Genomic DNA, 19562 nt, shown 5'->3' on the forward strand with positions numbered 1-19562 from the left:
TTGACGATATGGTTTTAGTTGCGACTCAACTGATCTTTTAGATTTGGTGGCGTACCTTTAATCGTTAAGGTATCCGTCTCTGGGTCATAAAAAATACGCTCGCCAAGCAATAGGCTATCAAAGCTAATATTCAAGCCACCACCAGCGCCAACAAATTTAGTCAGTTTGCGAACCGTCGCACGGTCACCAGGGAAAGACTCTTCAAGTTCGTACCCTTGCTCTTTGGTGAAATCCATAAAGCTTGTGCCATCTTGGCTTGGAGGAAGCTCTCCAGAAAGCTCTGAGATTTGAACCTCATCACCGGATTTAATTTGCTCATTGCAGTAATCGTAAACTTGTTTCTTGTACTCGTTCACTTCTTGCTTTTCTAGCTTCGAGTCAGCACAAAAATCATCCACTGCCTGCATCAACACTAAGTTTTGTTGTTTAGTATCTAAGCCGATGTCCGCTTGCAGGAAATCTAGGAAGAAATCCGCCACTTTACGGCCGACGCGTCCCTTGATGTATTGCAAGTAACGATTAGATTCCTTGTCAGTGTCGTAGCTCGACAAGTCAATGCGTGCCGCAATATCCATTTTGGTGATATCTAGGTAATCCGTCGCACTGATGTCCAAACCTTCGGTCACTTTTAAACTTTGGTTCATTGGTAAGATACCGATGAACAAGTAGTCCGTTGCTAAACTCTGATACTCAGCGAAAACCAAAATACCTTCATCCGCAAATGGGTACTTAATCAACTCCTCTTTCAAGCGATTTGCACTAATTTGTGAGAAGTCGTAAAAATCTCGCTCTCCTTTGCGCATTTCTTGAAGCCAAAATTGAAATTCGCTGTCTGACTGGAAAGAGCCAAAACCTTTACCAGCTTTAGAATGGAATACTCGGTGAAGCTCAGCGACTAAGTTTTCAGTAGATGCATCGTTCTCTAATGATGCTGGACGAAAGTTTACAACTAACTCGTCCTGATCGTTTTTGCACAGTTGATGCAGAATAACGTTTGAAAGATGAAGGCTCATAGTGATTTTATCTTGCTACAAGGTTTTAGTTGATGGGCATTGTAGGTTATCATAAGCCGCTTTTACTATCATTATTAGAGTCTTTATGCCGATTACATCTAAATATACTGACGAGCAAGTAGAGAAAATTCTTGCTGAAGTAGCAACAGTTCTTGAAAAACACGCTGCTTCTCCTGAGTTGACGCTAATGATTGCCGGAAATATCGCAACCAATGTCTTAAATCAACGTGTTGCTGCTTCACAACGCAAAGCGATTGCTGAAAAATTTGCTCAGGCGCTGATGTCTTCTTTAGAAACACCAAAAACACACTAATAACGGATAATAGAACACATACATGGTAGACAGCGGAAACTCATACGGCGAACGTGTATCTCGACTGGTTGGTTGGGGTCACTGGTTTGCATTCTTCAATATCGTTGCATCGATGTTGATAGGCACACGCTACATTGTTCAGTCTCCTTGGCCCGAGACGTTACTTGGTCAGTTTTATCTGGCGGTTTCTTGGGTTGGTCACTTTGGCTTTCTAGTTTTCGCGCTTTACTTGCTCGTTCTATTCCCGTTAACGTTTATCCTGCCATCGCGGAAATTGTTCCGTTTGGTGGCAGTGATTTTCGCGACCGTTGGGCAAACCATATTATTGATTGATACCCAAGCGTATCAGTCGATCAATTTGCACTTAACTCCTGTCGTTTGGGAGTTACTATTCAGCGAAGATAAAAGTGCACTCAGCACTGATCTACAACATCTGTTTGTTGTAATGCCGCTGATCTTCCTTATTCAGCTCGCTCTATCCGAATGGGTATGGCGAAAACAGCGCAAACTATCTCATAAGCACGTAGGACGTCCTCTAGCAGCTGTATTTTTCCTCAGCTTTATGACCAGCCATTTGGTTTATATTTGGGCAGATGCATACTTCTACAATCCAATTACCAGTCAGCGTTCAAACTTCCCATTGTCTTATCCGATGACGGCGAAGAGCTTTATGGAAAAACATGGTCTACTTGACCGTGAGGAATACCTAAAACGCTTAGCGGAAAATGAAGGCAACGTAGAGTTAGTCAATTACCCTCTAGAAAAGCTAGAGTTTAACCGTCGAGTCAATAAGCTCAACGTGTTGATGATCAGCGTAAATAACCTGCGTGCAGACGCGCTGAATCCAGAAGAGATGCCTAACCTCTATGAGTTTGCCGAAAACAATCAGAACTTCCGTAATCATTACAGTTCAAGTAATGATACTTACGGGGCTTTCGGTTTGTTCTACGGCTTACCAACCAGTTACGCCTCAAGCATCAAGGCGCAAGGTGCTTCGCCGGTGTTACTCGATGTACTGAAAGATCAGGGTTACAACTTCGGCTTATTCAGTGGCAGCGGGTTTGAAGATGATCTCTACTCAGAGATTATTTTCCGCGACTTAAAACTAGCGGAAGACCTCGATGGCACACAAGCTCATACCGATAAGCAATCTATCGCGAACTGGAATACATGGTTAACAGAGAAAGCGAGTCAACCATGGTTTAGTTACATCGAAGTCACCACCGTTGATAATTTTGAATCGATCCCTTCCAATAATGACGAAGAAATGTCCGCAAGTGATCGCTTCAAAAAAGCTTATGAATATGCGGTAAAATCAGCGGATAAAACCATCGCTAGCATTATTGGTGAGCTTGAAAAAAATGGACTATTGACAAACACCATCGTGATTATCACTTCTAATCACGGTAGTGAGTTTAATGAAACAAACACGAACAGCTGGGGCGCAAACAGCAACTACAGCCGTTATCAGTTACAAGTTCCTATGGTAATCCAATGGCCAGGAATGTTGGCTGGTGAATTTAATCACAGCACAAGCCACTTGGACCTTTCGGTCACGTTGTTGCAGGATATGCTCGGTGTATCTTCCAACCCATATGATTACAGTAGTGGTCGTAACCTATTTGACGAAAGTCGTCGCCGTTGGATCCTAGCGGGTGACACTCGTGAGCTTGCCTTAATTACTAGCTCGCAAACCACAGTGATCGATAAGTTTGGCAACTACAAGTTGTATGACAAAAATTACAAACGACTTCGAGATGATGCACCGAAGTTGCCAGTTTTGATGCAAGGTTTAACTGAGTTACAGCGTTTTTATTCTAAAAACGATTAATACCTAGCAATCCATATACTATTCAAACTCCCCTTTTTGGGGAGTTTTTGTTTATTTAAACAACACAAACCACAAATTTGCGCAGTAAATATCCAATCAGTTCAACTAGGGGTTTACAACATTTTCAAAGCCTTATATTATGCGCTTCAACAACGGAGAGATGGCTGAGTGGTTGAAAGCACCGGTCTTGAAAACCGGCATACGTTAATAGCGTATCTAGGGTTCAAATCCCTATCTCTCCGCCACATTTAGAAAAAGCCCGCTAAGAAATTAGCGGGCTTTTTCGTATATCCAGATTTGAAAAGATTTGTACAAATCCCTCCTTGAATACAAGCCCAGCAATCGCCACATTCAGAAAGAGTACGCTTAGAAATTAACGACCTTTTCGTTTCAGTGTCCCGTTTTGAATCAGGTTGATACTTACGTCTAGTTGTATTTACTTACCAACAAAGACTTCTTTAGCGGCATTAATGAGCTGCAAATGAATTGGGACAAGGTCTGCATGATTCGTTCGATATCCACCTCCGACGACAGCTGCGACAGGGATACCTCGCGATTTCATTGTTTGCATTAAAAATCTATCACGCTCTAAAATCCCTTGCGTCGACACATCAAAATATCCAAGCTCATCGTCTTGATGTATATCAACACCAGCATCGTAGATAACCAAATCAGGACGATGAAGATTAAGTGCCATTTCAACCACTTCCTTAAACGCCATTAAAAAATCCTCATCACCTGTTCCTCGCACCAAAGGCACATCTAGATCAGACTGAGGCTTCCTCGCTGGGAAATTTTTATCACAGTGGAAGGAAAGCGTGATTATATCTGGCTCATCGTCACATAAAGTTGCTGTTCCATCCCCATGATGAACATCACTATCAATGATCAATACTTTATCGACATGCTCTACTTCGAGCGCTTGCCTGGCCGCGATCACTAAGTCATTAAATAAACAAAAACCACTGCCAAACTCTTTGTGTGCGTGGTGATACCCGCCACTCAAATGAATGGCAACACCATACTCAAGTGCTTTATTTGCGGTCAAAGCCGTGCCCGCTGCTGAAGTTAGCGTTCTGGTAATGAGAGACTCACTCCAAGGAAAACCTATTCGGCGCATCTTCGCAGCTGGCATGTTTCCATTCACTAGCAAGTCGACATATTCCTGGTCATGAACACGTTTTACTTCCTCAACAGTCAGTGCTTCTGGCTGGAAAAACTGCACATGCTCTTTCCAGTCATCTTTCTCCATATGTACCAATATCGATTCATAGAGGTACTGGTATTTCATAATTGGGTAACGATGCCCCTCTGGCAACTCAAGTTGAGAATAAACCGGGTGGTAGATAAATGGCAGCATGAGAAATTCTTAATAACAATGGTAACGAAATAGTATCAACTTCAAGGGTTGAATAAAACGCAATTTAATTGATAATGATTTTCAATATCAATTAAATTTAATATACATATGAATTCTACTTTCTTTGCTATTCTCGGCGCACTGTTTGGCTCTCTTTGTGCTCTGTCCCTATTTTCATCTCTCGTTGTTGGTACGTGGTGGCTGGTTGATTTTATTGCTCTTAGCTAACACAATGACTTCCAACTGAAATCAAAAAAATATAGGTGTTTGTATGAGTCAAACCGTCTTTATTACCGGAGCAAATCGCGGCATTGGCCTTAGCTTAACTGAGCTGTACCTGAAGCAAGGCCACCAAGTACATGCTACCAGCCGTTCCTTAGAGAACAGTTCTGAACTACAAACTCTAGCCTCACATTACAGCAATCTAGTTTTGCACGAACTGGATGTCACTCACTACGAACAAGTCGCTAAGCTTGCCGATAAACTCCCGGCCATCGACTTACTCATTAACAATGCAGGATATTATGGCCCCAGGGGATATGGTTTTGGAAACACTGACGTAGAAGAATGGCGTAAAGTCTTCGAAGTGAACACCATTGCACCGTTAAAACTGGTTGAGCACTGTTACCCACGTTTACAACAAGGCAAGATGAAAAAGATTGCTTGTATCTCATCAAAAGTGGGGAGCATGACGGAAAATACGTCCGGTGGCGGTTATATTTATCGTTCATCGAAAGCGGCGCTAAACTCGGTTGTTAAAAGCTTGAGTAATGATTTAACACCTGAAGGATTTACCGTTTTAGCGCTTCATCCTGGTTGGGTAAAAACGGCGATGGGCGGGCCAAATGCTTTGATAGATACGCAAACCTCCGCGCAAGGCCTCGCGAACGTGATAGAACTGAGCACACCGCAGCTTTCAGGTCGATTTATTAACTACGATGGTACTGAGTTACCTTGGTAGCAGCATTAAGACACAACCATCACTAAACCAAATACCATCAAAGCCAGGATTCATAATCGTGACTTGGTTGGCAAACATAATGTTCATCAGTGATCCACCAGCATAATTCGCGCAATCTAACTTGAATTTATCTACATCCAATCCAGACTTAGGAAAAAGTAGAACAAATAAGGAGAAAGCACGATGGCAGCAGATAGGGATTTGGTTAATTTTAGCGAAGAGCACGAACTAAATTACTGCTTGAGAAGTGCTGGTAAACGCCAAACTCAAGCGAATCGAGATACATTAGTTGACTTGGGCAACCAGGTGAAAGAGGTACTGGACAAACGCGTGTTAACTCAAGGTGAAGTAAGAGGCGCGATCCAAAACCACGGCGACCTGTTCGAGTAATCTATTTTCAAGTAAGCGCGGCTTAATTACGCCGCGCTTGTCTTAGGTCCGCTTACCTTTGGCTGCACCAGATTTAGTTGCGCCACCACTCTTTGAATAACTACGCTTTTTACGTTTAAACGCAGGACGTTCCACCTTGGGTAGATGACGCAATGAATCAGGGATCGGCCCTGCTTTTACTTGTGCCATCAAGCCATCAATGCGTTGCTCTAGTGCTTGCATAAACGGCTGATATGCCTGATTTCTCTCTGCCATACCTTGTAACTGGTGCTCCCAATGAGCCGTCATATCTGGGTACGTTGAATCCTGTGGCAAGGCATGAATGAGACCTCTTCCCGCAGGAGAGCTGAGAATTGATTTACCTTGACGCGTGAGCAGTTGGCGTTTGAACAGCGTGTCCAAAATACCAGCGCGAGTCGCTTCCGTACCTAGCCCATCAGTATCACGAAGGATTTTTTTCAGTTCTTTATCCGCAACGTAACGGGCGATCCCGGTCATCGCTTGCAACAGCGATGCTTCGGTAAAGTGCTTTGGTGGCTCGGTTTTTCGGTCTTTTATTTCCCCTTCACGACAAGTTAACACGGTGCCTTCTGGTAACGGTGGCACGGCATCAATACCATCATCTTCCTTGTCAGTTTTGCCCATTAGCGCTTTCCAACCCGGCGCAACTAACTGACGACCTTTCGCGATAAACGTACCACCAGCGATATCGAAAACCAATTTCGCTTCTGCGTAAACTGCCGCCGGATAAAACTGCATCAGATACTGGCGCGCAATCAATTGATACACTTTCATCTCATTGCCCGAAAGCGCATTCACATTAGCTTGTTTTGGTGTAGGGATAATCGCATGGTGCGCATCCACTTTTTTATCATTCCAAGCTTTGGACTTTAATGTTAAGTCTGCTCCCTGAACGGCACCTTGCAGCTCTTTTGCGTTATTCGCAATAGCTGTTGTCACCGTCCCTGCTTGTGAGTAGTGTTCCATCGGTAAATAGCGACAATCTGAACGTGGATAAGTGATCAGCTTGTGCTTTTCATACAATGCCTGACAAGTATCTAGCACTTGTTGCGCACTCATGCCATAGCGCTTTGCTGCATCGATCTGTAAAGCAGATAATGAATAAGGTAGTGGTGCGGATTGCTTGGTTTGCTTCTGTTCCGACTCCGTCACTTTCGCGGGTTGATTTGCAATGCGGTTTGCAACGTTTTCCACTAACTTACGGTTTAACACTCGCCCTTCTTCATCCTGCCAAGGCTTGCATGCCTCACTTGGCTTCCAACGAGCACGAATATCAAAAGTACCATTGGCATCTTGATACGGAATCAGAGCATGTAGGGTAAAATAGTCCTTCGGGACAAAGTTTTCGATTTCCTCATCACGACGCACCACTAAGCCAAGAACTGGCGTTTGCACTCGCCCTACCGAGAGAACACCTTGATACCCTGCTTTTTGACCAAGTAAGGTATAAGCACGAGACATGTTCATACCATACAGCCAATCAGCCCGAGAGCGGGCCAATGCAGAAACTGAAAGTGGGATAAACTCGCGATTACTGCGCATAGAACTGAGTGCGCGTTTAACCGCAGGTAAGTTCAAGTCGGAAATCAGCAAACGCTGTGTGGATTCCTTCTTGGTTTTAGATAACTTGCAATAGTCGAGAACTTCATCAACTAACAGCTGACCCTCTCGGTCTGGGTCTCCTGCATGAATGACTTCGTTAGCTTCTTTGAGCAATTTACGAATCACTGTTAATTGCTTACTTGCGCTTTTCCTCGGTCTGAGCTGCCATTGCTGCGGAACAATTGGTAAATCTGCCATATTCCACTTTTTATAACGCTCATCGTAAGCGTCAGGTTCGACTTGTTCGAGCAAATGGCCGATACACCAAGTAACGATATCCCCGTTCCCACAGCGGATAAATCCTTGATCTTTCTTTTGAGGGTTTGGCAGTGCAGCGGCAATCGCACGGCCTAAGCTTGGTTTTTCAGCAATAAACAGACGAGACATAACGTTTTGGAAATAAATATAATTAGGGCCACATTAACGAATGTAGCCCTAATAAATCAAGAAAAACTGTATAAATAAACAGTCAATTTACCTAGATGCTCAGTTATAGAAACTCAACAAACTGAGAAAGGTCACGCTCAGGAACTTTCATCGGTGTGCAACCAGGCGTACCTAGGTACAAGAAACCAACAATCTCATCGTCGCCTTCTAAACCAAACGCTTGATGAACTTCTGGATGGAACATCCACTTACCTGAGCGCCAAAATCCTTGAAAGCCTTGCGCTACCGCTGCCATCTGCATGGATTGTACGGCACATCCCGCAGATAAGTGTTGCTCTAGTGCAGGCACTTTGTCATGTTCCGTTACTTTAGCAATCACCGTGATCACCATTGGCGCACGAAATGGCGCATTTTTCACCTTTTCGACCACCGCTTCATCACTATTTTCAGCTTCTGCGGCTTTTACCAAGATATCTGACAGTTTTTTCAAACCATCGCCCTGTGCGATAACGAAACGCCAAGGGGTTAATCCCGCATGGTCAGGCGCACGAAGGCCTGCACGAATGATGTTCTCAAGCGCTTTACCTTCTGGTGCAGGCGCAGATAACTTCGCGATAGATCGGCGATTGAGCAAAAGATCGAGAGCGTCCATGAAAGAATCCTTATCGAATATCGTTGTTATTTTGTTTACGCCACTTTAGCACAATCTGTTCCTACGAATAACAACCGGTTTTCTGTGGGCTTGATAACGTGCTTCACTTAACATCAAACTGGATTTAATGTTAATTTATTCGCGAAATGAATAAGTTGAACATAGGCAGGTTGATGAACAAGGATAAACAAAACAGCATTTACGAAAAGATCGTTAATGACGAAGATGCCCGTGCCTGTAAGGCGATTCCTGAATCAGCTTGTCATCAAGTTCCCGGCAACTTTCTTAAAATCATTCTTGCTCAGTTTTTAACGAAAGTCGGCGATGCGTTAATCAACCCCAAAGTCACGTTGCCGTGGATACTACAAAGTCTCGGGGCACCGGTTTACTTAATTGGTTGGCTCGTTCCTATTCGTGAGTCAGGTTCCCTTATCCCACAACTTAGTATTGCGCACTATATTCGTCGCCTCCCAGTAAGAAAATGGGTCTGGGTAATTGGCAGCATCTTGCAGGCTCTTTCCATATTTGCAATCGGAGTGGTCGCATTAACTCTGACAGGAGCTGCTGCGGGTTATGGTGTAATTGCATGTCTTGTGATCTTCAGCCTCTCACGCGGTTTAAATTCCGTCGCATCAAAAGATGTATTGGGCAAAACCATCCCTAAAAACCAACGAGGTCAAGTCAACGGCTGGTCTTCAAGCGCTGCTGGCCTTGTTACACTACTTTTCGCTAGCCTTCTGGCACTAGCCTGGTTATGGGACGTAGAGCCGACGGAGCGCTTTTACAGTCTGAGTTTAGGGTTAGCGGGCGCCATATGGCTTATTGCGGCATTAGTTTATGCACGAATTAATGAGTATGCCGGTGAGGTAGACGGTGGTCGAAATGGCGTCCTTGAGGCATTTAAACAACTCGCGTTACTTAAAACAGACGTGACCTTTCGTCGATTCGTTATCACGCGGACACTATTTTTATGTTCTGCGCTGAGTGCACCGTACTACGTTGTGCTGGCACAGCAATCTCTCGGTGGACAGCTCTGGGTGCTAGCTCTCTTTATGTTTGCGAGTGGCTTAGCCTCCTTTGTGTCAGGTCCTTTCTGGGGAAGAATGTCCGATCGCTCTAGCCGCAGTGTGATGGTCATCGGCGCAACGATGAGCGCGCTACTTGGCGTTGTTTTATTTGTTTACGATACGTGGGTCACCGCTAGCCAAAGCTTCCTATTCGTGATTCCTCTGCTCTACTTTTGTGTGTGTATTGCCCACGACGGAATACGAGTCGGACGAAAAACCTACTTAGTTGATATCGCAGAAGGTGACAAGCGGACAAGCTATGTAGCCGTGAGTAACACGGTGGTTGGAATAATGCTGCTTCTAATGAGTTCTCTTGGTGTTATGTCGAACTTTTTGAGCCTTTCAGCAGTGGTGTTAGTGTTCTCTTTTATTACTCTTGCTGGCGTAGTAATGGCCAAACAACTGCCAGATATCAGTGACTAGTTCTATACAAAAAAAGCTGCGCTCAAAGCGCAGCTTTCATGGTAAACACACATTAAAAAGCTAGAGTTTTACCGCCAATTTAACACCTTGACGAATCGCACGCACAGCATCAAGTTCACCCGCATGGTCAGCTCCGCCAATGATATGAATCTTCTCTCCGAGTTCAGACCATTTATCTTCAAATGGACGAACAGACTCTTGCCCCGCACAAATGACGACTTTGTCCGCGTTCAATAATTGTTCTTTTCCATCTACATGAATGTGCAAACCTTGATCATCAATTTTATCGTAAGACACGCCACCGACTAAATGTACGCCCCTTTTTTCAAGGGTACGTTTATGGATCCAACCTGTCGTTTTACCCGGACCTTTACCTACGCGACCTTTACGACGCTGAAGCACCCAGACTTCTTTATCGCTGACCGCATCAGGGTAAGGGTATAAACCACCCGGTTGAGACATCTCTTTGTCGATTCCCCATTCATGCAACCAGTCATCCAACGTTTGTCCAACTGGCTCTGTGAGCATGGTCGCGACATCTACGCCAATACCACCTGCACCAACGATAGCCACTTTCTCACCGACTGGCGTTTTGTCTCGAATGAGTGTTTGATAGTCGACGACTTTTTCTGGGTTCTCAATTCCATCAATATTGACTTTACGTGGCTCGACACCCGACGCCATCACGATCTCATCGTATTCTGTTAGTAGGTCATAGTTCGCTTCCGTCGATAAGTGCAGATTCACGCCTGTTTCATCAATACGATTAGCGAAATATCGTATCGTCTCTCGAAACTCTTCCTTACCAGGGATCTGCATAGCAAGACGGAACTGACCGCCGATGCGGTCGTTCTTTTCGAACAAATCAACCTTATGGCCACGTTCAGCCAGTGTAGTCGCACAAGCCAAGCCCGCCGGACCTGCTCCGACAACGGCAATGTTTTTCTTCTTAAAGGCTGGTTCAACAACAATTTCGGTTTCATAGCACGCAAGTGGATTCACTAAGCAACTGGCGCGCTTACCTTTAAACACGTTATCTAGACACGCCTGATTACAACCAATACACGTATTGATAAGCTGCGCTTTTTCCTGTTCGGCTTTAGCAACAAAGTAAGGATCAGCCAAGAATGGGCGCGCCATCGAAACCATATCGGCATGCCCAGAAGATAGAATACGTTCTGCTTCGTCTGGCGTATTTATTCGGTTACAAGTGATGATAGGAACCGAAACGTGAGGTTTAACTTTTTCCGTAACCCACGTAAACGCACCGCGTGGTACTTGAGTCGCAATGGTCGGAATTCGAGCCTCGTGCCAACCAATGCCAGTGTTAATAATCGTGACGCCAGCCTCTTCAAGTGCTTTCGCCAATTCGATAACGTCTTCAAATGTGCTGCCCTGCTCGACAAGATCCAGCATAGAGAGACGGAAAATGATGATGAACTTGTCACCCACCGCCTTACGAACCGCTTTGACAATTTCTAGCGGAAAACGCATACGTTTTTTGTAACTGCCACCCCATTCGTCGTAACGCATGTTCGTGCGCTTACATAAGAATTGGTTTATCAGGTAACCTTCCGAGCCCATTAACTCGACGCCATCATAACCAGCAAGCTGGGCTAACTCAGCGCTGTTCGCAAAGGCATCAATGGTTTTCTTTATCTGGCGGTCGCTCATTTCACTCGGAGCAAACTTTGCAATTGGCGCTTTAATGCCAGACGCACTTTGCGAGAATGGATGCATGGCATAACGCCCAGCATGGAGAATTTGTAGGGCAATTTTGCCACCGTGCTTGTGCACCGCTTCTGTCACAACTTTGTGGGCCTTAGCATGCTTTGGTTTGCTGAACTCAGCACTCAACGGGTGCAAACGACCGCGTAAGTTCGGAGAAAAACCTCCGGTTACAATCAGTCCAACACCGCCTTTCACGCGTTCTTCATAGAAAGCGGCGAGCTTCTGTAATCCTTCTTTGTGCTCTTCTAAGCCCGTGTGCATTGATCCCATCAGGACTCGGTTTCGTAATTGTGTAAAACCGAGATCCAGTGGCTTTAATAGGTTTGGGTACATGGCAGACATCACTTAACATCCATTGTTATTATCATGGTCTGACCAGATTAAGCCCGCTCAACCAAAAAATCAAACAAGCGTTTACATTTTTGTAACACCGATCAATCTCGCGTGAAAATATGCCAATTGTTGAGTGGTCGTGATAAGCTAAAAAAATGTTATCTTTTGAGATCTTAGAGATAAGAACCCATACTTTGTTAGACTCGGCGTAACTATCTCGTTATGGAGACAAGATGAAAAAACTCTTCAAATTTATTGGTTTGATATTTAAAGGGATATGGAAGAGCATCACCTTTATCAGACTCGCACTGGCAAACCTGATCTTCTTGCTGATGATTGCCGTTTTCTACTTTGCTTTTACTTATACCGGAGACGGTCAACCCGTCGTCGAAAAAGAGTCGGCATTGGTGATGAACCTTTCAGGTCCGATTGTCGAACAAAGACGCTATGTAAATCCAATGGACTCTTTTGCTGGTTCCCTTTTGGGCAATGAGTTACCGAAAGAAAACGTTCTTTTCGATATCGTTGATACTATTCGCTACGCGAAAGACGATCCTAAAGTGTCTGGATTAGTGCTAGCACTGCGAGACATGCCAGAAACAAATCTCACGAAATTACGTTACATCGCGAAAGCGTTGAACGAATTTAAAGCGTCAGGTAAACCCGTTTACGCCGTAGGTGATTTCTACAACCAAAGCCAATATTACTTGGCAAGTTACGCTGATAAAGTTTACCTGGCACCTGATGGTGGTGTATTGATTAAAGGTTACAGTGCCTATTCAATGTACTACAAAACGTTACTTGAAAAGCTTGACGTTTCTACTCATGTTTTTCGCGTAGGTACTTATAAATCCGCTATCGAACCGTTTATTCGTGATGACATGTCCGATGCGGCGAAAGAGTCTGCAACACGCTGGGTTACTCAATTGTGGAGTGCTTTTGTTGATGACGTAACGACAAACCGAAATATTGATGCGAAAGTGCTTAACCCAACCATGGATGAGCTGATTGACGAAATGAAGTCAGTGGACGGTGATCTTGCTCAGCTCGCGGTTAAACTGGGCTTGGTTGATGAACTCGCGACACGCCAAGACATTCGCACTCTATTTGCAAAGCAGTTTGGTAGTGACGGCAAAGACAGCTACAACGCGATTGGTTACTACGACTACCTTGCAACGATTCGCCCTGATTACACACTACCTCAGCACGATATCGCCGTTGTTCTAGCCAGTGGCGCGATTATGGATGGTCAACAACCTCGTGGTACTGTCGGAGGTGACACCGTCGCAAGCTTGTTGCGTCAAGCACGCAATGATGAAAAGGTGAAAGCGGTCGTGTTGCGAGTAGATAGCCCTGGGGGTAGTGCCTTTGCCTCTGAAGTGATTCGCAACGAAGTAGAAGCACTGAAACAAGCAGGCAAGCCAGTTGTTGTATCCATGTCGAGTTTAGCCGCTTCTGGTGGTTATTGGATTTCAATGAGCGCAGACAAGATCGTTGCTCAGCCAACAACACTGACGGGTTCCATTGGTATTTTTAGTGTCATCACCACGTTTGAAAAAGGCTTTAGCAAGTTAGGCATTAATACTGATGGCGTTGGCACATCGCCGTTCTCTGGTGACGGTATTACCACTGGCCTTTCTGACGGCGCGTCTCAAGTATTCCAATTAGGTATCGAGCACGGTTATAAGCGCTTTATTTCTTTGGTTGGCGAGAATCGCGATATGTCTCTAGAGGAAGTCGACAACGTCGCTCAAGGTCGAGTTTGGACAGGACAAGACGCCCTATCCTTTGGTCTTGTTGACCAAATGGGTGACTTTGATGATGCCGTAGAACTAGCGGCGAAACTGGCGAATGTGACCGATTACGGCATTTACTGGGTAGAAGAACCGCTTTCTCCCACTGAACTATTTTTACAAGAGTTCATGAAACAGGTGAAAGTCTCTCTAGGTATTGATGCAACCAGCTTGCTACCAAAAAGTCTTCAACCCGTAGCTCAACAGTTTGAACAAGACGCAAGCTTGCTACAAAGCTTTAACGATCCTAAAGGTCAATACGCATTTTGTTTGAACTGCCAAGTGCAGTAGCTTTTTCATTAATATTACAAAGGGTACCTCTACTTGAGGTGCCCTTTTTATTACGCTCAACATCTCCTCAGATGACTTTCTGATGCTGTGCGCATAGCCTCGCATCTCAAGGTTATTTAGGTATATAATCCCCGCCTCTGTTCCCCTACATGAAAGAAAAAACGATGACTAGAAAACACATCTACATCGCTTACACCGGTGGCACCATCGGAATGCAAAAATCGGATCACGGCTATGTGCCTGTTGCTGGCTTTATGGAAAAGCAACTAGCAAGCATGCCAGAGTTTCACCGTCCTGAAATGCCGGATTACACTATCCACGAATACGATCCTCTGATTGACTCATCAGATATGACGCCTGCCGACTGGCAGCAGATTGCGGATGATATTCGTGACAACTATGACAAATACGATGGTTTCGTCATCCTACATGGTACTGACACCATGGCATATACAGCATCTGCATTGTCTTTCATGCTTGAAAACCTTGGCAAGCCAGTGATTGTTACAGGTTCACAGATCCCTCTCGCAGAGCTGCGTTCTGACGGCCAAGCAAACCTATTAAACGCGCTACATATTGCGGCAAACTACCCGATCAACGAAGTGACTTTGTTCTTCAATAATCAATTGATGCGTGGTAACCGCAGCACAAAATCTCATGCGGACGGTTTTAATGCCTTTACTTCACCAAACCTTCCTCCACTACTGGAAGCTGGGATCAATATTCAAGTAAGCAACAGCGTAACCGTTGGTGCACAACCAGAAGGTGAATTTAAGGTTCACAACATTACACCGCAGCCAATCGGCGTGATCACTATGTATCCTGGTATATCACATGAAGTTATTCGTAATACGCTTCGTCAGCCTGTAAATGCGATGATTCTGTTGACTTTTGGTGTGGGCAACGCGCCTCAAAACCCTGAGCTACTGGGTCACCTTAAAGAAGCCTCTGAGCGCGGCGTTATTGTCGTGAACCTAACTCAATGTTTGGCAGGCAAAGTGAATATGGGCGGCTACGCCACGGGTTGTGCACTGGCAGACTCTGGAGTTATCAGCGGCTTTGACATGACGCCAGAAGCGGCACTAGCAAAACTGCATTACCTTCTAAGCCAAAACCTTTCTTACGAAGAAGTGAAAGAGAGAATGCAGCAAGTACTGCGTGGTGAGATGAGCCTGTAAATTCAAGCTTACTACGATCTAAAAAGCCCAATAGAGATTGGGCTTTTTTCTTTTAAAGTCAAAGTAGTAGCGGTAAACGACACCCTGTAAAAATCAAAGGTTCGCTTAATCAATGTTCGGATTGACACGAACAATGTCGCTCTCTTCTCCGCTAAATTGTTTTTTAAGTTCTTGCTTCGATTTAAAGCTGATTTCACCGCCGGCTGCAACCGTCATGTGCTGCGCATCAGTATTATGTTTTGATTGATACAACATCACAGCTTGCATACACGAATCTCGCTGCTCTTTAGAAAGTGTTGTACCCTCAGGCCATCTTCCCGTTTCTACTGCATAGACTAAGCGATCATAAACTTCTGGAGTCATCGCTTGTAATAGTTGTTCTGCGTCCATAATGTACCTTCTTATTACATTCTATTTACAGAACATAACGGGTTAAGAAACTGAGTCAAGAATACGAAAATGAATTGGTGTAACGGATCACAAGCAAAACCATGAAAAGAACACACTGGTTACTTCTCAGCCTCACAAGTCTCGCACTAACGGGCTGTTTCGAAGGTAACGTGACAACCGAAGAGTTGTGCCAAAAAACACCAGAGCTGCGCTGCGAACAGCTCAATATGGATGACGGGCAATGTCGAGTTCCCAGAACAAACTTAGTATGGCATCGGTTTGAGCAACTGAAATATCCATCAGAAGCCAATCAAATTATCGAATACGGTCTGGTCGCTGAATATAGGAAATGCTTAGAACTCGCCTCTCAGATCACACCTATTGATCAAAGTGCTCTCAAGAGACAGCGTTTTAACGCTTTGGTACACAGTATTGATGAGCTAGAACGCATCGTAAACGAGTTAAAAGGCTCAGAAGACCCCGCTACTTTGTATTTTTTGTGGTCTCAAACGGGTGACGTCCAAGCTCGTCGCGCATTTTTACAAATGGAAGGCTCACCCAAGTTAAATACTGCTGAGATGCAATATGCATTAGCTACTTTCTATACTAATCGAGATGCCAAGAAAACGTTAATACTGCTGAATAAAGCGTTGTCTTTATCGGATGAAGACAACCTTAATCCGATCATTCTCAAATCAATGGCAAGCATTCATCAAGGGCTTGGAGAAAAAGAGCGCGCGTATCTGTGGGCAATGGTTGCAAAAAGATTCGACGTCCCGCTTGCTGATGAAAAGCAGCTCAAGCGTATGTTTAATTTTAGTCATGCAGAGCAATATCAGCAGCTAGATGAATTAGCTGAATCGGTGGCAAAAGCCATAGAGAGCGGGAACTACTCTCCAGCAATGATACCCAAAGAGATATAAACGAAAAAACTCCCGCAATTGGCGGGAGTTTTTCTTAGGGTGAAACTACACTCTGTTTTCTACTTGCAACAAATCGTATTGAAAGGATAAAACACTATCGAGCACAATTTTGTCGTTATTGTTCTGATTTGTTGAAAATTAACGACACTGAATTAACACAAAAACGCTCACCCGTGGTCTGTGGGCCATCTTCAAAAACGTGCCCTAGATGGCTATCACATGCGGCACAACGAATCTCTGTACGTACCATTCCGTGACTCAGATCTTCTAAATAGCGCACCGCTTGATCATTGATGGGCGCATCAAAACTTGGCCAACCACAGCCAGAGTCATACTTGTTATCAGAGACAAAGAGAGGGGCATTGCAACAGGTACAAGCATAAACACCCGTCTCTTTATTATGCAGTAGTTTACCGCTGAAAGGCGGTTCTGTACCTTGCTCTCGGCAGACACGAAACTCTTCTTCAGAAAGTTGCTCACGCCACTGCTCATCTGACTTCGCCACTTTTTTCCCGTTTTGTTCCACGACTTTCTGCTCCTTCTCTACTGTTTTTGGTATTGACTTTTTTAGCAAAAAACTTGCTTCTCTTAACAGTTGTAGCACATACTTTCTCACCAGGACACCATGCGTAATTAATTTGATAAGAGCACTTATCTCACCAGTTATATTACGCCAACTGGACTACAGAAGAATCAGTTAAAAGTTTAAAAAACGAACATTTGCGAAGAATTGTTAAAAAAAGCGTCGCTTTTTTTTGACTTTAAACAAGTTAAGTCCGATTATCACTTGCAGATGTTTACTGGATTCTGTAATTTTACTACCAGTTATCTTTAATCAGAAATTAAGTTGTGGAGCAACTATAATGACTATCAAAGTAGGTATTAACGGTTTTGGCCGTATCGGTCGTTTCGTATTCCGTGCAGCGCAAGAGCGTGCTGACATCGAAGTTGTAGGTATCAACGACCTTATCGACGTAGATTACATGGCATACATGCTTAAGTACGACTCAACTCACGGCCGTTTCAACGGTACTGTTGAAGTTGAAGGCGGTAACCTAATCGTTAACGGTAAAACTGTACGTGTTACTGCAGAGCGCAACCCAGCGGACCTTAAGTGGAACGAAATCGGTGTTGACGTTGTTGCAGAAGCAACTGGTCTTTTCCTAACTGACGAGACTGCACGTAAGCACATCGAAGCTGGCGCGAAGAAAGTTGTTCTAACTGGTCCTTCAAAAGACGCTACTCCAATGTTCGTAATGGGCGTTAACCACGCTACTTACGCTGGTCAAGACATCGTTTCTAACGCTTCTTGTACTACTAACTGTCTAGCGCCTATCGCTAAAGTTCTTAACGACAAGTTCGGTATCGAATCTGGTCTTATGACTACAGTTCACGCTACTACAGCAACTCAAAAAACTGTAGACGGTCCTTCTGCTAAAGACTGGCGCGGTGGTCGTGGTGCTTCTCAAAACATCATCCCATCTTCAACTGGTGCTGCTAAAGCTGTAGGCGTTGTTCTTCCAGAACTAAACGGCAAACTAACTGGTATGGCTTTCCGCGTACCAACAGCTAACGTTTCTGTAGTTGACCTAACAGTTAACCTAAAAGAAGGCGCATCTTACGAAGCTATCTGTGCAGCAATGAAAGAAGCTTCTGAAGGCGAGCTAAAAGGTGTTCTAGGTTACACTGAAGATGCAGTAGTATCTCAAGACTTCATCGGTGAAGTTCAAACTTCTGTATTCGATGCTAAAGCTGGTATCGCTCTAACTGATAACTTCGTTAAAGTTGTATCTTGGTACGACAACGAAATCGGTTACTCAAACAAAGTTCTAGACCTAATCGCTCACATCTCTAAGTAATTAGATAGTTAGCAATTAGCGAATAACTTCGTTAAAGAAAAGGCGGCTCTAGAGTCGCCTTTTTTGTATCTGGAATTTGAGAGAATACCTCGGCGCTGTTGCATTGTATTTGCGACGGATGTCGAAACCCTACTTTCCCCAATGATAGGAAACAGCACATGGATTTAAAAACTCTCCCAGCTCTAACCGTGTTATCTGATAACGTTACTGTCGTTGAAATTGATCAGGTCAAAGTAGTACGTGTTATTCATGAGAAAGCGACAGCAGGCATCTCCTTACATGGTGGTCACGTTGTTTCGTTCACTCCTGCTGGTCATGAAGATTTGATTTGGATGAGCGAGAAGGCGATTTTCGACGGGAAAAAAGCCTTACGAGGCGGCATTCCCGTTTGCTGGCCATGGTTTGGCCGTATTGCAGCACCGGCTCATGGTTTCGCACGTACTGCTGAATGGGAGCTGGTTGAACATCGCGAGAACGATAACGGCGTGATTGTTGAACTTGCTCTGTTCCCGACAGAAGAAATCCACGATATTTGGCCACATATGTTTGACGCTCGTTTGGTGGTTGAAGTTGGCGATGAGCTAAAAGTGACACTCAAAGTCATGAACATCGATGACGAAGCTTGGACCTTCTCTGGCGCGTTACATACTTACCTAAACGTTGGAGACATTAAGCAAGCACAAACGACAGGCATGGGTGCCGAGTACATTGATAGCTTGAAAGCTGATGCGGTATGCCAAGGTGGTGATGTTCTGCAACTCTCAGACACCATTGATCGCGTTTACACGCAACCAGAAGCGAAAATTTTGGTAAAAGATCCGGAACTGAATCGTACATTAAGCGTGGAAAACCATGGTCATAACTCCGCGGTACTTTGGAACCCTTGGGCAGAAGGTGCACAAGGTATGGCTGATATGGCTGACGATGGTTACCAAACCATGCTGTGTGTTGAATCTACTGTTCACGCTCCAAGTATCGAGCAAGGTAAAACGCTCCAGCCAGGTGAGACTCATGAACTTGTCACTGTAATTTCAGTGCAGTAGT

At 44.5% G+C, this 19562-nt stretch carries 17 protein-coding genes and 1 tRNA gene; 11 read left to right on the forward strand and 7 right to left on the reverse strand.

Annotated elements, in window-relative coordinates:
* Nucleotides 1–14: 14 nt before the first annotated feature.
* Nucleotides 15–1013 carry a nucleoid-associated protein YejK gene (yejK, locus tag F7Y48_RS05910; protein WP_005396521.1) on the reverse strand — a complete coding sequence of 333 codons (999 nt, stop codon included), beginning with the start codon at nt 1011–1013 and terminating at the stop codon, nt 15–17.
* A gap of 85 nt (nt 1014–1098) precedes the next feature.
* Between yejK and F7Y48_RS05915 the strand changes: the two genes are divergently transcribed.
* The 3 genes from F7Y48_RS05915 to F7Y48_RS05925 all read left to right on the forward strand — a co-directional run bounded on the left by F7Y48_RS05915 (nt 1099) and on the right by F7Y48_RS05925 (nt 3402).
* Nucleotides 1099–1326: a YejL family protein gene (locus F7Y48_RS05915; RefSeq protein WP_005380722.1), complete on the forward strand. Its 228-nt coding sequence runs from the start codon at nt 1099–1101 to the stop codon at nt 1324–1326.
* A gap of 22 nt (nt 1327–1348) precedes the next feature.
* Nucleotides 1349–3157, forward strand: coding sequence for a DUF3413 domain-containing protein (locus F7Y48_RS05920; protein ID WP_124008368.1), 1809 nt, complete (start codon nt 1349–1351; stop codon nt 3155–3157).
* 154 nt (nt 3158–3311) lie between these two features.
* Nucleotides 3312–3402: transfer RNA gene (locus F7Y48_RS05925), tRNA-Ser, on the forward strand.
* Between the two features lie 191 nt (nt 3403–3593).
* Here the strand turns inward: F7Y48_RS05925 and F7Y48_RS05930 are convergent.
* A complete protein-coding gene (locus F7Y48_RS05930) occupies nt 3594–4517 on the reverse strand; it encodes a histone deacetylase (RefSeq protein WP_258506730.1) in 924 nt (307 codons plus the stop codon).
* 271 nt (nt 4518–4788) lie between these two features.
* Here F7Y48_RS05930 and F7Y48_RS05935 point away from each other — a divergent pair, with 271 nt between their 5' ends.
* Both F7Y48_RS05935 and F7Y48_RS05940 read left to right on the forward strand, forming a co-directional pair.
* Nucleotides 4789–5478, forward strand: coding sequence for an SDR family oxidoreductase (locus F7Y48_RS05935; protein ID WP_145532801.1), 690 nt, complete (start codon nt 4789–4791; stop codon nt 5476–5478).
* Nucleotides 5479–5661: 183 nt separating this feature from the next.
* A complete protein-coding gene (locus tag F7Y48_RS05940; protein WP_005380717.1) occupies nt 5662–5868 on the forward strand; it encodes a hypothetical protein in 207 nt (68 codons plus the stop codon).
* A gap of 42 nt (nt 5869–5910) precedes the next feature.
* On the opposite strand, the gene F7Y48_RS05945 is transcribed toward F7Y48_RS05940, so the two are convergent.
* Nucleotides 5911–7878 (reverse strand): DNA topoisomerase III, encoded by a 1968-nt coding sequence (locus tag F7Y48_RS05945; RefSeq protein ID WP_316682323.1) that lies wholly within the window; start codon nt 7876–7878, stop codon nt 5911–5913.
* A 103-nt stretch (nt 7879–7981) separates the two neighbouring features.
* On the reverse strand, nt 7982–8530 hold the full coding sequence (locus F7Y48_RS05950) for an NAD(P)H nitroreductase (RefSeq protein ID WP_316682325.1): 549 nt from the start codon (nt 8528–8530) through the stop codon (nt 7982–7984).
* Nucleotides 8531–8703: 173 nt separating this feature from the next.
* On the opposite strand from F7Y48_RS05950, the gene F7Y48_RS05955 reads away from it, so the two are divergent.
* Complete coding sequence (locus tag F7Y48_RS05955; protein WP_316682327.1) at nt 8704–10020, forward strand: MFS transporter; 1317 nt, start codon at nt 8704–8706, stop codon at nt 10018–10020.
* Nucleotides 10021–10080: 60 nt separating this feature from the next.
* Here the strand turns inward: F7Y48_RS05955 and F7Y48_RS05960 are convergent, their stop codons facing one another.
* Nucleotides 10081–12093, reverse strand: a complete 2013-nt coding sequence (locus F7Y48_RS05960) for an NADPH-dependent 2,4-dienoyl-CoA reductase (protein ID WP_168187874.1) — start codon at nt 12091–12093, stop codon at nt 10081–10083.
* 224 nt (nt 12094–12317) lie between these two features.
* Between F7Y48_RS05960 and sppA the strand changes: the two genes are divergently transcribed.
* Together sppA and ansA are read left to right on the forward strand one after the other, a co-directional pair.
* Nucleotides 12318–14168, forward strand: a complete 1851-nt coding sequence (sppA, locus tag F7Y48_RS05965) for a signal peptide peptidase SppA (RefSeq protein ID WP_012841560.1) — start codon at nt 12318–12320, stop codon at nt 14166–14168.
* Nucleotides 14169–14332: 164 nt separating this feature from the next.
* Entirely contained in the window at nt 14333–15346 is a 1014-nt protein-coding gene (gene ansA / locus F7Y48_RS05970; protein WP_046874512.1) for an asparaginase, read from the forward strand.
* 105 nt (nt 15347–15451) lie between these two features.
* Here ansA and F7Y48_RS05975 read toward each other — a convergent pair whose 3' ends face one another.
* Nucleotides 15452–15736, reverse strand: a complete 285-nt coding sequence (locus F7Y48_RS05975) for a YeaC family protein (RefSeq protein ID WP_005380700.1) — start codon at nt 15734–15736, stop codon at nt 15452–15454.
* Between the two features lie 101 nt (nt 15737–15837).
* Here F7Y48_RS05975 and F7Y48_RS05980 point away from each other — a divergent pair, with 101 nt between their 5' ends.
* Nucleotides 15838–16659 (forward strand): DUF2989 domain-containing protein, encoded by an 822-nt coding sequence (locus F7Y48_RS05980; RefSeq protein WP_316682335.1) that lies wholly within the window; start codon nt 15838–15840, stop codon nt 16657–16659.
* Nucleotides 16660–16774: 115 nt separating this feature from the next.
* Here F7Y48_RS05980 and msrB read toward each other — a convergent pair whose 3' ends face one another.
* A complete protein-coding gene (msrB, locus tag F7Y48_RS05985) occupies nt 16775–17185 on the reverse strand; it encodes a peptide-methionine (R)-S-oxide reductase MsrB (protein ID WP_047010128.1) in 411 nt (136 codons plus the stop codon).
* Nucleotides 17186–17522: 337 nt separating this feature from the next.
* On the opposite strand from msrB, the gene gap reads away from it, so the two are divergent.
* Nucleotides 17523–18518, forward strand: a complete 996-nt coding sequence (gap, locus tag F7Y48_RS05990; protein WP_316682337.1) for a type I glyceraldehyde-3-phosphate dehydrogenase — start codon at nt 17523–17525, stop codon at nt 18516–18518.
* 158 nt (nt 18519–18676) lie between these two features.
* The gene (locus tag F7Y48_RS05995) at nt 18677–19561 is read left to right on the forward strand and encodes a D-hexose-6-phosphate mutarotase (RefSeq protein WP_316682339.1); all 885 of its coding nucleotides are present in this window, start codon (nt 18677–18679) and stop codon (nt 19559–19561) included.
* Nucleotide 19562 lies beyond the last annotated feature (1 nt).

It is taken from the genome of Vibrio sp. 2-1-2a (genome assembly GCF_032648565.1).
Taxonomy (GTDB): Bacteria; Pseudomonadota; Gammaproteobacteria; order Enterobacterales; family Vibrionaceae; genus Vibrio; species Vibrio diabolicus.